Annotated in this window: 13 protein-coding genes and 1 pseudogene; all 14 read left to right on the top strand. The window is 37.4% G+C overall.

Annotated features, from left to right (window positions below; all coding sequences use genetic code 11):
- Positions 1 to 69: 69 nt before the first annotated feature.
- The 14 genes and pseudogenes from CQZ94_RS12355 (at position 70) to CQZ94_RS12290 (ending at position 14906) form a co-directional block, all read left to right on the top strand.
- Positions 70 to 831 carry a MerR family transcriptional regulator gene (locus tag CQZ94_RS12355; protein WP_142395821.1) on the top strand — a complete coding sequence of 254 codons (762 nt, stop codon included), beginning with the start codon at positions 70 to 72 and terminating at the stop codon, positions 829 to 831.
- On the top strand, positions 828 to 1454 hold the full coding sequence (locus CQZ94_RS12350) for a hypothetical protein (protein WP_105585610.1): 627 nt from the start codon (positions 828 to 830) through the stop codon (positions 1452 to 1454). Before CQZ94_RS12355 ends, CQZ94_RS12350 begins: the two co-directional genes overlap by 4 nt.
- 85 nt (positions 1455 to 1539) lie before the next feature.
- Positions 1540 to 1971 (top strand): DUF4362 domain-containing protein, encoded by a 432-nt coding sequence (locus CQZ94_RS12345; protein ID WP_105585609.1) that lies wholly within the window; start codon positions 1540 to 1542, stop codon positions 1969 to 1971.
- A 152-nt stretch (positions 1972 to 2123) separates the two neighbouring features.
- On the top strand, positions 2124 to 4100 hold the full coding sequence (gene uvrB, locus CQZ94_RS12340) for an excinuclease ABC subunit B (RefSeq protein WP_105585608.1): 1977 nt from the start codon (positions 2124 to 2126) through the stop codon (positions 4098 to 4100).
- A gap of 5 nt (positions 4101 to 4105) precedes the next feature.
- Positions 4106 to 6976 (top strand): excinuclease ABC subunit UvrA, encoded by a 2871-nt coding sequence (gene uvrA / locus CQZ94_RS12335; protein ID WP_105585607.1) that lies wholly within the window; start codon positions 4106 to 4108, stop codon positions 6974 to 6976.
- Positions 6977 to 7034: 58 nt separating this feature from the next.
- Positions 7035 to 7486: pseudogene (locus CQZ94_RS12330) on the top strand (DUF4275 family protein).
- A gap of 124 nt (positions 7487 to 7610) precedes the next feature.
- Positions 7611 to 7991 carry a phage holin family protein gene (locus CQZ94_RS12325; RefSeq protein ID WP_002089574.1) on the top strand — a complete coding sequence of 127 codons (381 nt, stop codon included), beginning with the start codon at positions 7611 to 7613 and terminating at the stop codon, positions 7989 to 7991.
- 156 nt (positions 7992 to 8147) lie between these two features.
- Positions 8148 to 9077, top strand: a complete 930-nt coding sequence (hprK, locus tag CQZ94_RS12320; RefSeq protein WP_002016091.1) for an HPr(Ser) kinase/phosphatase — start codon at positions 8148 to 8150, stop codon at positions 9075 to 9077.
- Between the two features lie 24 nt (positions 9078 to 9101).
- Positions 9102 to 9914, top strand: coding sequence for a prolipoprotein diacylglyceryl transferase (gene lgt, locus CQZ94_RS12315; RefSeq protein ID WP_105585606.1), 813 nt, complete (start codon positions 9102 to 9104; stop codon positions 9912 to 9914).
- Between the two features lie 66 nt (positions 9915 to 9980).
- Complete coding sequence (ppaX, locus tag CQZ94_RS12310; protein ID WP_105585605.1) at positions 9981 to 10628, top strand: pyrophosphatase PpaX; 648 nt, start codon at positions 9981 to 9983, stop codon at positions 10626 to 10628.
- A gap of 107 nt (positions 10629 to 10735) precedes the next feature.
- Positions 10736 to 11242, top strand: coding sequence for an acyltransferase (locus CQZ94_RS12305; protein ID WP_105585604.1), 507 nt, complete (start codon positions 10736 to 10738; stop codon positions 11240 to 11242).
- Positions 11243 to 11387: 145 nt separating this feature from the next.
- Positions 11388 to 12899, top strand: coding sequence for a tetratricopeptide repeat protein (locus CQZ94_RS12300; protein ID WP_105585603.1), 1512 nt, complete (start codon positions 11388 to 11390; stop codon positions 12897 to 12899).
- 84 nt (positions 12900 to 12983) lie between these two features.
- A complete protein-coding gene (gene trxB / locus CQZ94_RS12295; RefSeq protein WP_142395820.1) occupies positions 12984 to 13940 on the top strand; it encodes a thioredoxin-disulfide reductase in 957 nt (318 codons plus the stop codon).
- A gap of 159 nt (positions 13941 to 14099) precedes the next feature.
- Positions 14100 to 14906 (top strand): DUF368 domain-containing protein, encoded by an 807-nt coding sequence (locus tag CQZ94_RS12290; protein WP_002124059.1) that lies wholly within the window; start codon positions 14100 to 14102, stop codon positions 14904 to 14906.
- Positions 14907 to 14989 lie beyond the last annotated feature (83 nt).

Raw genomic sequence — 14989 nt, 5'->3', positions numbered from 1 at the left:
TTTGTATTTTTTTTACAAACTACTTGAAAGTTACGTTACGTCACCTTTTATAATGAAGAAGAAGAGGTGATGGAGTTGATTTCAATTCAAGAACTAACGAGGGAAACAGGGGTTACAGTAAGGACGTTACGTTATTATGATCAAATCGATTTATTAAAGCCGAGTAGGAAAACGGATGGAGGACATCGGTTATATAGCGAGAGAGATGTTGTTCGTTTGCAGCAAATTTTATTTTTAAAAGAAATGGGTTTTTCATTAAAAGAGATTACGAATATGTTAGTAAAAGGTGAACTTAACTTAAAAGACTCGCTTGAAAAGCAACTTAGATTTGTACAGGAAGAACAAAAGAAATTCAATCGAATGGAACGTGTTTTACAAGCCGTTGTTTATTCGGTAGATGTGGAGGAAGAACTGGATTGGAAAGTTATGTTTGAACTCATTCAGCTTTCGAAGCAGTCTCCTCGTATACGTGAAATATTCCAAAATGAACTGTTTTCAAAGGAAGAGCAAGATTTACTTCATAATTTACCAAATATGAGTGAGGAAGATCCGAATGTATTAGAGTGGGTAAATTTATTAAAACAATTACGTAACTTTATGAAAGACGGTAAGGAAGCAACAAATGATGAAGTACAAGGGGCAACGAAGAAATTAATGCTGAAGTGTTTAGAGATGGCAAATGGTGATGAAGCATTTTTAGATAAATTGTGGGAAGTGAGAAAGTCAAAAGAAGATTCACAGAAAATGAGTATGTATCCAATTGAGGAAGAGCTTCTATTATATATGGATGAGGCTTTTCGTATATATGACGAAAGGGAGAGGGATAAATGAGTATACTCGCAGAATATCGTTGGTATTTTTTAATTGGGGCAGAGATTGTATTTTGGTTATCGGCTATCGGATTCTTTTTACTAAGGTATGGATTTCGCTTGAAAAAGGCGAGTTTTATTATGGGGATTGTGCTACTCGTAAATGAAGTGTTTATTTTAACTTTAGGAGTAGTGGACTACTATCAAACAGGGAAGTTCTCTAATTTTCAAATCATTACTGTAATTATATTATTGTATGCTGTCTTTTACGGGAAAAAGGATTTGAAGAAGCTAGATATATATGTACAAAAACTAGTTGCGAAGTGGCGGAATGAACCGGCGCCTATTATCGAAGAACCACTTGAAGTAACAGGTAGGGCGCATGCGAAGCAGGAAATGAAAAATTGGGTTTTACATCTTATTTTGTTTGTTGCTGTTCATATATTCTTTTTCTTCATGTATGGGCTTATTCCAGTAGAACAGTGGGGGAATTGGTTAGAGTCAGGAATCGTTTTAAATAAAGCAGCAAGCCGTGTAAGCCAAGTGTGGGCTATTATTCTTTTAGCGGATACTGCAATTTCATTTTCATATGTGATTTTTCCGAAGAAGGAGAAAGGTAAAAGAGAGACTACTTTCATAAGATGAGAGTAGTTTTTTCTTGATAAAAGGTTCGGTAAAAGAGAGTATAGAACTTTTTAATTGTGTATACAAATAGTTTGAATAGGAGAGGATGACAATAGGAAAAAGAGCGAGTTTCATATGTGTTTTCTTCTTCAGTTTAGTAGCATGTTCACAATCTAGCAGTACAGTTGATGAGAAGGATGATATCGTTGCGAAAAGGACAGGAATTTCTAATCTATACAAATTTGAAAAGTTCGTTTTGAACGTTGAACAAGGAAAAGTTGATGAAATAAGGATTGTAAATTATACACATGAAGGCGATCCAATCTTTCAAACGTTAGAACATAGTGGAAAAGAGATACGTCATATTTTAGATAATAGACGAGATGAATTCGCAGGTGATAATAAAGGTGTTCAGTCTGATAGTTGTAAAAGAATAGTCAAAGAAGTTCGTGAAGTGGATATAAGGTATAGGTTGATAGATTGTATGAATGAAGACGGACGAAATGGATATGATTTGTTAGATGTGCCATTAAAATAAATTAGAGAGAGGAAGGGAGTGTTTACTCCTTCCTTTTTTATGTATATATTGTCGAAAATTTTACCGAATATCTGTTCGTTTTTTTTAGGTTTTTTATAGGCATTCGTGTTAAAATAATAATACAGATTTTTTATGAGGAGGTCGGATTTCACTTGGAACATCAATTTGAAATTATCTCAGAGTATTCCCCGCAAGGTGATCAGCCGGGAGCGATAGAGAAGCTTGTAGAGGGAATTAATAGTGGAAAGAAAAAGCAAGTGTTGCTTGGAGCAACAGGAACGGGTAAGACATTTACGATTTCAAATGTCATTAAAGAGGTGCAGAAGCCAACACTTGTAATGGCTCATAATAAAACGTTAGCAGGACAGTTATATAGTGAGCTGAAAGATTTTTTTCCTAACAATTCTGTGGAGTATTTTGTTAGTTATTACGATTATTATCAGCCGGAAGCGTACGTACCACATACGGATACGTTTATTGAAAAAGATGCGCAAATTAACGATGAAATTGATAAATTACGCCACTCGGCAACGTCTTCCTTATTTGAACGAGATGATGTTATTATCGTTGCGAGTGTGTCGTGCATATACGGTTTAGGTTCTCCGGAAGAATACCGCGAGTTAGTTGTTTCACTTCGGGTTGGTATGGAAAAGGACCGTAATCAATTGCTTCGTGAACTTGTTGATGTACAGTATGGCCGTAATGATATTGATTTCAAGCGTGGTACATTCCGTGTGCGCGGAGATGTAGTTGAAATCTTCCCCGCATCCCTTGACGAGCATTGTATTCGAATTGAATTTTTCGGGGATGAAATAGATCGTATTCGAGAAGTAAATGCATTAACGGGTGAAGTATTAGCAGAACGTGATCATGTAGCAATCTTCCCGGCATCTCACTTCGTTACACGTGAAGAAAAGTTGAAGGTCGCCATTGAAAATATAGAAAAAGAATTAGAAGCGCGTTTAAAAGAATTAAATGATAATGGTAAATTGTTAGAAGCGCAGCGTATAGAGCAGCGAACACGTTATGATTTAGAAATGATGCGTGAGATGGGTTTTTGTTCAGGGATTGAAAACTATTCCCGTCATTTAACACTTCGTCCAGCAGGTTCAACACCATATACACTTTTGGACTATTTTCCAGAGGATTTCTTAATTGTTATGGATGAGTCGCACGTATCGGTTCCGCAAGTAAGAGCGATGTATAACGGGGACCAAGCACGTAAGCAAGTGCTTGTGGAGCATGGATTCCGTCTGCCATCAGCTTTAGATAATAGACCGCTCACGTTTGATGAGTTTGAAGAGAAAACGAATCAAGTTATTTACGTTTCGGCAACGCCAGGACCGTACGAGTTAGAGCAGTCACCGGAAGTAGTAGAACAAATTATTCGTCCAACAGGGCTTTTAGATCCACCAATTGATATACGACCAATTGAAGGACAAATAGATGATCTATTAGGAGAAATCCATGACCGGATTGCGAAAAATGAACGTGTATTAATTACGACTTTAACGAAAAAAATGTCAGAGGATTTAACAGATTACTTAAAAGATGTAGGAATTAAAGTGAACTATCTTCACTCTGAAATTAAAACGTTAGAACGTATTGAAATTATTCGTGACCTTCGCCTAGGTAAGTTTGATGTACTTGTCGGTATTAACTTATTACGAGAAGGATTAGATATTCCGGAAGTATCACTTGTAGCTATTTTAGATGCTGATAAGGAAGGATTCCTGCGTTCAGAGCGTTCATTAATTCAAACAATTGGTCGTGCGGCACGTAATGAAAACGGCCGCGTTATTATGTACGCAGATCGCATAACGAGATCAATGGGAATTGCGATTGAAGAAACGCAGCGTCGTCGCCAGTTGCAAGAAGCTTACAATAAAGAGCATGGTATTACGCCGAAGACGATTCAAAAAGGAGTACGTGACGCTATTCGTGCGACAACAGCAGCTGAGGATACGGAAACATATGAAGCAGCACCAGCTAAGAAGATGACGAAAAAAGAACGTGAAAATACAATTGCGAAGATGGAAGCAGAGATGAAGGAAGCAGCAAAAGCGTTAGATTTCGAGCGTGCAGCTGAATTAAGAGATTTACTACTAGAATTAAAAGCGGAAGGGTGAAAAGAGTGAGTAAAGATTTTATTGTTGTAAAAGGTGCTAGAGCGCATAATTTAAAAAATATTGACGTAACCATTCCGAGAAATCAGCTTGTTGTTGTGACGGGATTGTCTGGTTCAGGGAAATCATCGTTAGCATTCGATACGATTTATGCAGAAGGGCAGCGTAGATACGTGGAATCTTTATCCGCGTATGCACGCCAGTTTTTAGGGCAAATGGATAAGCCGGATGTTGATACGATTGAAGGTTTATCTCCAGCGATTTCAATTGATCAAAAAACGACGAGTCGTAATCCTCGTTCAACGGTTGGAACGGTAACAGAGATTTATGATTATTTACGTTTATTATTCGCGCGAATTGGTACGCCGATTTGTCCGAATCATGGAATTGAAATTACATCACAAACAGTGGAACAGATGGTAGACCGTGTTCTTGAATATCCTGAACGTACGAAGTTGCAAGTGCTAGCGCCTATCGTGTCAGGGCGTAAAGGTACGCATGTGAAAGTATTAGAAGATATTAAGAAGCAAGGTTATGTTCGTGTGCGCGTTGATGGAGAGATGCTGGATGTATCTGAAGAGATTACTTTAGAAAAAAATAAGAAGCATTCAATTGAAGTTGTTATTGACCGTATTGTTGTGAAAGAAGGAATTGCAAGCCGACTTGCAGATTCACTCGAAAGTGCTTTAAAGCTTGGTGGGGGCCGAGTTTTAATCGATGTAATGGGAGAGGAAGAACTTCTATTTAGTGAACATCATGCTTGTCCACATTGTGGTTTTTCAATCGGAGAATTAGAGCCGCGTATGTTCTCGTTCAATAGTCCATTCGGCGCGTGTCCTTCTTGTGACGGACTTGGCTCGAAGTTAGAGGTAGATTTAGAACTTGTTATTCCGAACTGGGATGTATCATTAAATGAACATGCGATTGCTCCTTGGGAACCGACAAGTTCACAATATTACCCGCAATTATTAAAATCTGTGTGTAATCATTACGGCATCGATATGGATATGCTGGTGAAAGATATACCGAAGGATTTATTTGATAAAGTGTTGTACGGAAGCGGGGAAGAGAAGGTTTATTTCCGCTATGTGAATGAATTTGGTCAAGTAAAGGAAAATGAGATTTTATTTGAAGGTGTTATTCCGAATATCGAGCGTCGTTATCGTGAGACGAGTTCTGATTATATTCGTGAGCAAATGGAGAAATATATGGCAGAGCAAGCTTGTCCAAAGTGTAAAGGCGGACGCTTAAAGCCTGAGAGTTTAGCTGTTTTCGTTGGTGATAAAACGATTGCCGATGTAACGAAATATTCTGTTCAAGAAGTACAGGAGTTCTTCTCAACTGTTGAGTTAACGGAGAAACAACAGAAAATTGCTCATTTAATTTTAAGAGAAATTCAGGAGCGCGTTGGGTTCTTAGTGAACGTCGGTTTAGATTATTTAACGTTAAGTCGTGCCGCAGGAACTTTATCCGGTGGTGAGGCGCAGCGTATTCGTTTAGCGACACAAATTGGTTCTCGTCTTACGGGTGTACTTTACATTCTTGATGAGCCTTCTATCGGTTTGCATCAGCGTGATAATGATCGTCTTATTCGTACATTGCAGGAAATGCGTGACTTAGGAAATACGTTAATCGTTGTTGAGCATGATGAAGATACGATGATGGCTGCTGATTATTTACTTGATATCGGACCTGGTGCAGGTATTCATGGTGGTCAAGTTGTATCAGCGGGTACACCAGCTGAAGTTATGCAAGATGATAATTCATTAACAGGGAAATATTTAAGCGGTAAAGAGTTTATTCCGGTACCACTTGAGAGACGTAAAGGTGACGGACGTAAAGTGGAGATTATCGGTGCGAAAGAAAATAACTTAAAGAATGCGAAAATGTCATTCCCTCTAGGAACATTTGTAGCGGTAACAGGCGTATCTGGCTCTGGAAAAAGTACGATAATTAATGAAGTGCTATATAAATCATTAGCTCAAAAGTTATATAAGGCGAAAGCGAAGCCAGGGTCTCATAAAGAAATTAAAGGTCTTGAGCAGTTAGATAAAGTTATTGATATTGATCAATCACCAATCGGGCGTACACCACGTTCCAACCCAGCAACATATACGGGTGTATTTGATGATATTCGTGATGTATTTGCGCAAACGAATGAAGCGAAAGTACGTGGGTATCAAAAAGGGCGCTTCAGCTTTAACGTAAAAGGTGGCCGTTGTGAAGCGTGCCGCGGTGATGGAATTATTAAAATCGAAATGCATTTCTTACCGGACGTGTATGTTCCGTGTGAAGTTTGTCACGGTAAACGTTATAATCGTGAAACGTTAGAAGTGAAATATAAAGATAAGAATATTTCTGAAGTGTTAGGGATGACAATTGAAGATGGAGTAGAGTTCTTTGCTAATATCCCGAAAATTAAGCGTAAACTTCAAACGCTTGTAGATGTAGGGCTTGGCTATATGAAATTAGGGCAACCAGCTACGACGTTATCAGGTGGTGAAGCGCAACGTGTGAAATTAGCTTCTGAATTACACCGTCGTTCTACAGGGCGTACGTTATACATTTTAGATGAGCCAACGACTGGCTTACATGCACATGATATTGCACGTCTTCTAGAAGTGTTGCAGCGTCTTGTTGAGAGTGGCGAGACGGTACTTGTAATTGAGCATAATTTAGATGTTATTAAAACAGCTGATTATATCATTGACCTTGGACCAGAAGGCGGAGACAAAGGCGGACAAATCGTTGCTTCTGGAACGCCAGAACAAGTAGTGAAAGAAGAACGCTCGTACACAGGTAAGTATTTAAAAGAGATTTTAGATCGTGATAAAGCAAGAATGAAAGAGAAAATAAAAGAAGTAGAGTTATCACAATAAGTTGTTAATGAAAACCGAGTGGAAATGACGCTCGGTTTTTGTTTTATAGGGGGAGAAAATGGAGTTTGTAGAGGGATTAAGGAAGAAAAATATGAGGGTTAGAGAGTTTCAAAAGTGGGGCGTATATTTTCGGAAGCGCTGGGAAGATCGTTTTGCAAATCATTTAAGCGATGAAGAAAAAGAAGACATTTTTTTTATGGAGATAAGTATGCATGTGGTTATCTTTGGCACATATTTAGTTATGAGAAAAAGAAGTGTTCAGTAGGGACAGAAGCAGAGGGTGCGTTTCATAATGAAGTGAAAAAGGATTGTTATGTATTTTATCAACATTGTGATGAAGTACTGTTAATAAAGGATGCGAGTTTATTACATATGGATGATATATTACGGGAGACAGACGATGCGTATAAAGGTGATATCTATATTGTAGATAAAGATTTTACTTGGACCTTTGTGAAAACTCATGAACATAGATGGTGCGGACCGTATTTCGCAAGGGAAAACTGGTAAGCTACGTTAGTAGGTATACAAGCATGAAGAATAGAATAAGTTGGTATAAGTATTTGTATGATACTTGCGTTTATTATCTATTAGCGTATGATGAAATATATATGTTAAAAGGATGTGTAAGGAAATGAGATGGATTGTATCACTTCTTGTAAATAGCGTTGTGTTAATCGCTGTATCCGGACTTTTAAAAGGGGTTGCACCAGACGCATTTTACATAGCAAATATACAAACTGCAATTATTGCGAGTATTATATTGGCAATTTTAAACGTATTTGTAAAGCCACTTTTAATTTTAATTACGCTACCGATTACTCTTGTAACTTTCGGTTTCTTCTTAATTGTTATTAATGCGATTACGTTAAAGATGACGGATTCATTATTAGGGGACGCCTTTAATATATCTGGATTTGGTGTAGCGATTGTTGCGGCAATTTGTATTTCGATTTTTAATATGATAATTGAAAAAGTAATTGTTGAACCATTACATGAAAAAAAGAGAAAATGACAAAAAGAAAAACATTTCATGATTCATATGAAATGTTTTTTTCTATTTATTAGAAACCGTGTTTCTTGTTTCCAGAAAAAAATGGTACAATATCCGATAGAATGGAATTTTACATCAAATGAGACTGAATCCGCAGCGGAGTGGAGGTTTATACATATGCCGAAAGTAAGGACAAAAGATTTAATTGAACAATTTCAATTGGAGTTAGTAAGTGGTGAAGAAGGGATTCATCGTCCGATTGATACGAGTGATTTATCGCGACCTGGAATTGAAATGGCAGGGTTTTTTACATATTATCCAGCTGATCGCGTACAGCTTCTTGGAAAAACGGAGCTTACGTTCTTTGATACGTTAACGACAGAGCAAAAGCAAGAGAGAATGAAAGCGCTTTGTACTGAAGAGACGCCTTGTATTATTGTAACTCGTAATCAAGATGTACCGGATGAGTTATTACAAGCATCACGTGAATCAGGTGTGCCTTTATTACGTTCTGCTCAAACGACGACGAGATTATCAAGTCGTTTAACAAATTATTTAGAAGGTAAGTTAGCGCCAACAACAGCTGTTCATGGTGTGTTAGTAGATATTTATGGCGTTGGTGTTTTAATTACAGGCCAAAGTGGTGTCGGGAAAAGTGAGACAGCGCTTGAACTTGTAAAGCGTGGTCACCGTCTAGTTGCGGATGATAGCGTAGAAATTCGTCAAGAAGATGAAGATACATTAGTAGGGAGCTCACCTGATTTAATTGAGCACTTATTAGAAATTCGTGGTCTAGGTATTATTAACGTAATGACGTTATTCGGTGCAGGGGCAGTACGAAATTATAAACGTATTACGCTTGTTATTAATCTTGAAATTTGGGATCAAAAGAAAAATTATGATCGCTTAGGTCTTGATGAAGAGAAGATGAAGATTATTGATACAGAACTTACGAAGATTACACTTCCAGTTCGTCCTGGTCGAAACTTGGCTGTTATTATTGAAGTAGCAGCGATGAACTTCAGATTAAAACGTATGGGAGTCAATGCGGCACAGCAGTTCTCTGAACGATTAATGAGTGCGATTGAGTTAGGAAATCAAGAGTAGACTCTGGAGAGGGAGGTCATATATATGCTGTTAGGTTCTGTACCACAGCTTGACCGTATAGCAGTCCAACTTGGACCGTTCCCTGTTTATTGGTATGGGGTTATTATCGGTACAGGTGTGCTATTAGGTCTTTGGCTAGCAACTCGCGAGGGAGAAAGGCTTGGTATTCACAAAGATACATTTATCGACCTTGTATTAATCGCAGTACCAATTGCCATTCTTTTTGCGAGAATGTATTATGTCATTTTTGAATGGGAATATTATTCGCAAAATCCGAGTCAAATTATTAATATTCGTCAAGGTGGTTTGGCGATTCATGGTGGTTTAATCGGGGCTGTTATTACAGGGATCCTTTTTGCGAAACGACGCGGGCTTTCATTCTGGAAGTTAGCGGATATTGCTGCGCCGAGTATTTTATTAGGACAAGCAATTGGCCGATGGGGAAACTTTATGAACCAAGAGGCGCATGGTGATGAAGTAACGAGACAGTTTTTAGAAGGTCTTCATTTACCGGATTTCATTATTAATCAAATGTACATTGAGGGTGTGTATTATCACCCAACGTTTTTATATGAATCATTATGGAACTTTGCAGGTGTTATTTTACTACTCGCGTTACGAAAAGTGAATTTACGCCGTGGTGAATTATTCTTCACATATTTAATTTGGTATTCGGTGGGACGCTTCTTCGTAGAAGGTTTGCGTACAGATAGTTTAATGTTAGGACCACTTCGTATTGCACAAGTAATGTCTATTGGAATTGTTGTTATTTCTATCATTTTCATTATTGCGAGACGAAAAATGGGGCAAGCTGATAAAAGATATTTAGAAAATTAGAGAAAAGTAGCATCTTATATAAGATGCTGCTTCTTTCATATTCAGGTAATGAAAGGATTAAGGACGATGAAAATAAATACAGTGTTATTTGATTTAGATGGAACGTTAATTAATACAAATGAACTTATTATCTCTTCTTTTTTACATACGTTAAATCACTATTATTCTAATCAGTATAAGCGTGAAGATGTATTGCCATTTATCGGTCCATCTTTGCATGACACTTTTAGTAAGATTGATGCAAGCAAGGTTGAAGAGATGATTACATGTTATCGCCAATTTAATCATGAGCATCATGATGAATTAGTGGAAGAATATGAAACTGTATATGAAACGGTTCAAGAATTGAAGAAGCAAGGTTATAAAGTCGGCATCGTTACAACGAAAGCGAGACAGACGGTTGAAATGGGATTAAAGCTTTCAAAACTTGATCAGTTTTTTGATGTTGTCGTGACAATTGATGATGTGGAACATGTGAAACCACATCCAGAACCACTTCAAAAAGCGCTCGAATTATTAGATGCAAAGCCAGAAGAAACATTGATGGTTGGTGATAATCATCATGATATCGTCGGTGGACAAAATGCAGGTACGAAAACAGTAGCGGTTTCATGGACATTGAAAGGTAGAGCGTATTTAGAAGCGTATAAACCAGATTATGTGCTAGATAAAATGAGTGATTTACTACCGATTTTGTCTCGCATTAACGGGTAGTATGATTCCTGCCTGTAAATGCTTGATTGATGAGAGTTAGTAATCAGTGGGGAAAAGAGTTCCTACCGGTTAAAGTTTCACTTTATATAAGTAGAGGAGAGAGTTCAGTGCGACGGACAACGCGCTATCCTGTTTTAGGAGAAAATTCATTGTGGAATGTGTATAAAACAGTTTCTTTTTGGAAGGTAATGAAAAACTTTATTATCATCCAAATCGCACGTTACACGCCATTTTTATCCGTGAAGAATTGGTTATATCGCACGTTTTTACGGATGGAAGTAGGAAAGAAAACGTCGTTTGCACTTATGGTAATGCCAGATATTATGTTTCCAGAAAAGATTACTGTGGGAGACAATTCAATTATCGGCTATAATACAACGCTTTTAGCGCATGAATATTTAATTCATGAGTATCGACTCGGAGAAATCGTCATAGGGAATGGAGTTATGATTGGAGCGAATACGACAGTTTTACCAGGTGTGACGATTGGAGATGGTGCTATCGTTTCTGCAGGCACACTTGTCCATAAAGATGTACCAGGCGGCGCTTTCGTAGGCGGAAATCCGATGCGTATTATTTATACGAAAGAGGAAATGGCCACTAGAGAAGGTTGATGTTAAAAATGTAACATTTCCCTTCTCTTTTTATGAATAAAAAGGAAATAATTGATTATAATATACTGTTTTGTTTTTTACGGAATCGTTTATACTTATAGATAGAAGAATGTGTGAACGAAGAAAACAAAAAACTGGAGGATATATGGGGAAAAATCAAAGAATATATAAGGAGAGCGGACAAGTTATCTCTTTTAATCAGTTAGCGGACTTCTTTTATAAAAAAGGGATGAGGGCTTATAAAGGGCAAAAATTGCAAGATGCAATTAAATATTTTCGAAGAGCGGCAGAAAGCGAGAAGGAGCCGTTTATTTTATGCCAACTAGCAATAGCATTATCTGACTCTGGTGAATATCAAGAGTCGAATCAGATATTTCTAAAGCTTGTTAGATCCAATCCTGAACTTGAGCAATGCTATTATTTTATTGCAAATAATTATGCATATATGGGCTTGTTTCAACAGGCGAAGAAGTATGCAGAGCGATATTTAGAAGTTGCGGAAGAGAAGGAATTTGTAGAAGATACATTAGAATTGCTTGAGATTATGGAAGAAGAAGCAATGGGTGCGGAAGAGATTGAGGATGAAGATGAGCTAATTGTTATGCAAGAAGAAGCGAACCGCTACATTCGTAACGGACAATTAGAAGAGGCGATTGCTACACTAGAAGTTGTTACGAAAGAATATCCAGAATTTTGGTCGGGCCATAATAATTTAGCGATTGCACATTTTCAATCAGGTAATGTGGATCAAGCGCTTAAGTTAACAGAAATGATTTTAGAGAAAAATCCTGGTAATATGCACGCGCTTTGTAATACGCTTATTTTTCTATATTCAATTGGAGAGCATAAGCAAGTAGAGTCATTAGCAGGGCAGTTAGTTTCGGTATATCCAATTTCATTTGAGCATCGTTTGAAACTTGGAACAACGCTTGCAACAATTGGCCATTTTGAACCTGCATATAAATGGTTCAAAGTATTAAAGCGTCAAGGGTACGAAGGAGACGTTAGTTTTTATTACTGGTTTGCATACTCTGCGTATATGGTGAAGGAACAGCAAGTAGCTGAAAAAATGTGGCAACATGTTGTAGAATTGCATCCTGATAAAAAAGGAAAAGAACCGTGGAATGCACTGAATTTAGCAGATGAAGGACAAAATCTTTTATTTGAAGAGTTACGAAAATCATTTCGGCAAAGTACGACGCTAGAAGAGAAAATGCTAGCTTTATATTTAATGAATGAATTGTCAACACCAGAGAAGGTTGGATTCTTCTTTGATGTAACGCAAGCGAAAAATGGTGTTCCAATCGTATCGCAACTTGCAAAATATTTCTTTTTACTTAATAGTCATAAAAGCATCCCAGCTGATTTACAGCAATTTGAACAGTGCGTACGAATCGCGGATGCATTATACAATTATACGAAAAAAGACGATGAATTAATCGAAGAGTGTTTAAATTTTTGGTTTTGTACGTTCATACGTTTATATACATCTGGAGCGACTTTTACAAATGTGTACGGTTGGTCAGCGGCAATTGAATACATTGTGCGCGGCGAACAAAGGAATAAGATGACACAGGCAGAGCTTGGTGATGTATATAATGTATCTGTAGCGACTGTACGAAAGTATGTGCAGGCTGTTAAGCGCACGCATACGTAGGGTAGGCAAATCATTGGGAAAAAAATGATGCTAACAGTATAATGAGGGTAACTTAATGTGTATGAATGAATGGGAGTGAATAGTGTGTCAGAAGAAAAAATTTATGATGTCATTATTATTGGTGCAGGACCAGCTGGTATGACAGCTGCGGTATATACATCTCGTGCGAATTTAAGCACACTGATGCTTGAGCGTGGTATTCCAGGTGGACAAATGGCAAATACAGAAGATGTAGAGAACTATCCAGGTTATGAGTCTATTTTAGGACCAGACTTATCAAATAAAATGTTTGAGCATGCGAAGAAATTTGGTGCTGAATATGCATACGGTGATGTGAAAGAAATCATCGATGGTAAAGAGTACAAAACAATTATTGCTGGTAAAAAAGAATATAAAGCACGTGCAATTATCGTTGCAAGCGGTGCAGAGTATAAAAAAATTGGTGTGCCAGGTGAAACAGAACTTGGCGGCCGCGGTGTATCATATTGTGCAGTATGTGATGGTGCATTCTTTAAAGGGAAAGAACTTGTTGTTATTGGCGGCGGAGATTCTGCTGTTGAAGAGGGTGTGTTCTTAACACGCTTCGCATCAAAAGTAACAATCGTTCACCGTCGTGACACTCTTCGTGCACAGAAAATTTTACAAGATCGTGCTTTCCAAAATGAGAAAGTAGATTTCATTTGGAATCACACTATAAAAGAAATTAACGATGCAAATGGTAAAGTAGGAAGCGTAACACTTGTAGATGTAAACAGTGGAGAAGAACAAGAAGTTAAAACTGACGGCGTTTTCATATACATCGGTATGTTACCACTATCAAAACCGTTTGTTGAGCTAGGTATTACAAATGAAAATGGTTATGTTGAAACGAACGAGCGTATGGAAACGAAAGTTCCTGGTATTTTCGCAGCTGGTGATGTTCGTGAAAAAATGCTTCGTCAAATTGTAACTGCAACAGGCGATGGTAGTATTGCAGCACAGAGTGCACAGCACTACGTAGAAGAGTTATTAGAAGAATTAAAAACTGTAACAGAAAAATAAGGGTATTTTTCCTTTTGAGAAGAAAGCTACCGGTAGGTGGCTTTCTTTTTTGTTCAAATGTCAAACTTCTGTCAAAAATAATTAAGAATATAATGATTCTTATTGTTATACTAGAATTTACGGAAAAAATCACTATAAGAAATGAGGAATTTATTCAGTATGGAATGGCGTAATATATATCGTGGATTTTGTATGGGCGTTAGTGATTTAATTCCTGGTGTGAGCGGCGGAACAATCGCTGTTGTGTTAGGGATTTATGAACAATTGCTCGCAGCAATTAGCGGATTCTTTAGTCGTGAATGGAAAAAACATTTAGCATTTTTAATACCACTTGCAGCTGGTGTAGCGGCAGCTTTTCTAACGTTAAGTCACGTTATTAAATATTTATTAGCAAATCATTATGAACCGACTCAATTTTTCTTCCTCGGTTTAATTATTAGTATATTACCGATGTTAATGAGAGAAGCTGATGCAAAGGCAACGTTTAAAGGTAGTCATATTGTCCTGTTAATAATTGCAGCAATTCTTGTTGCAATAACAGCATTCTTTAAACCAGATAAGGCAGCTGATCCAATTACGACGTTAACAATTTTAAATGCAATTGGTTTGTTTTTCGCAGGATGGATGGCTAGTATGGCTATGCTTCTTCCTGGAATTAGTGGATCGTTTATTTTATTAATTATTGGTGTGTATCCAACAGCAATTAACGCTTTAACTACACTCAATTTACCGTTAATCGTGGTTATCGGTGCCGGTGTGATGGCCGGATTTGTTGTAAGTAGTAAAGGAATTAGTTATTTGTTAGATCGTTATAAAAGTATGACATTTGCGGCAATTATTGGGCTCGTTATCGGGTCGATTGTCATTGTGTTCCCAGGCATTCCGACTGGTGGAATTTCAATTGTAAGTTCAATTATTACTTTTATTTTAGGATTTGCGATTGTTACTTATTTCGGTAAGAAATAAGTGTTTTAATCCCCTTAACGATAAAAATCGTTAAGGGGATTTTTATGTAATGTTCATGGGAAGTAAGGTATTTTGATTGATTG

This window comes from Bacillus sp. MYb209, assembly GCF_002975175.1.
GTDB lineage: Bacteria > Bacillota > Bacilli > Bacillales > Bacillaceae_G > Bacillus_A.
The sequence above is the reverse complement of the archived record's forward strand: the minus strand, read 5'-3'. Positions and strand labels throughout refer to the sequence as shown.

Coding starts and splice junctions, on each gene's coding strand:
- ppaX (WP_105585605.1), top strand. CDS start 9,981: ATGAAAATAAATACAGTGTTATTTGATTTAGATGGAACGTTAATTAAT.
- hprK (WP_002016091.1), top strand. CDS start 8,148: ATGCCGAAAGTAAGGACAAAAGATTTAATTGAACAATTTCAATTGGAG.
- CQZ94_RS12345 (WP_105585609.1), top strand. CDS start 1,540: ATGACAATAGGAAAAAGAGCGAGTTTCATATGTGTTTTCTTCTTCAGT.
- CQZ94_RS12350 (WP_105585610.1), top strand. CDS start 828: ATGAGTATACTCGCAGAATATCGTTGGTATTTTTTAATTGGGGCAGAG.
- lgt (WP_105585606.1), top strand. CDS start 9,102: ATGCTGTTAGGTTCTGTACCACAGCTTGACCGTATAGCAGTCCAACTT.
- CQZ94_RS12300 (WP_105585603.1), top strand. CDS start 11,388: ATGGGGAAAAATCAAAGAATATATAAGGAGAGCGGACAAGTTATCTCT.
- CQZ94_RS12290 (WP_002124059.1), top strand. CDS start 14,100: ATGGAATGGCGTAATATATATCGTGGATTTTGTATGGGCGTTAGTGAT.
- CQZ94_RS12355 (WP_142395821.1), top strand. CDS start 70: ATGGAGTTGATTTCAATTCAAGAACTAACGAGGGAAACAGGGGTTACA.
- CQZ94_RS12325 (WP_002089574.1), top strand. CDS start 7,611: ATGAGATGGATTGTATCACTTCTTGTAAATAGCGTTGTGTTAATCGCT.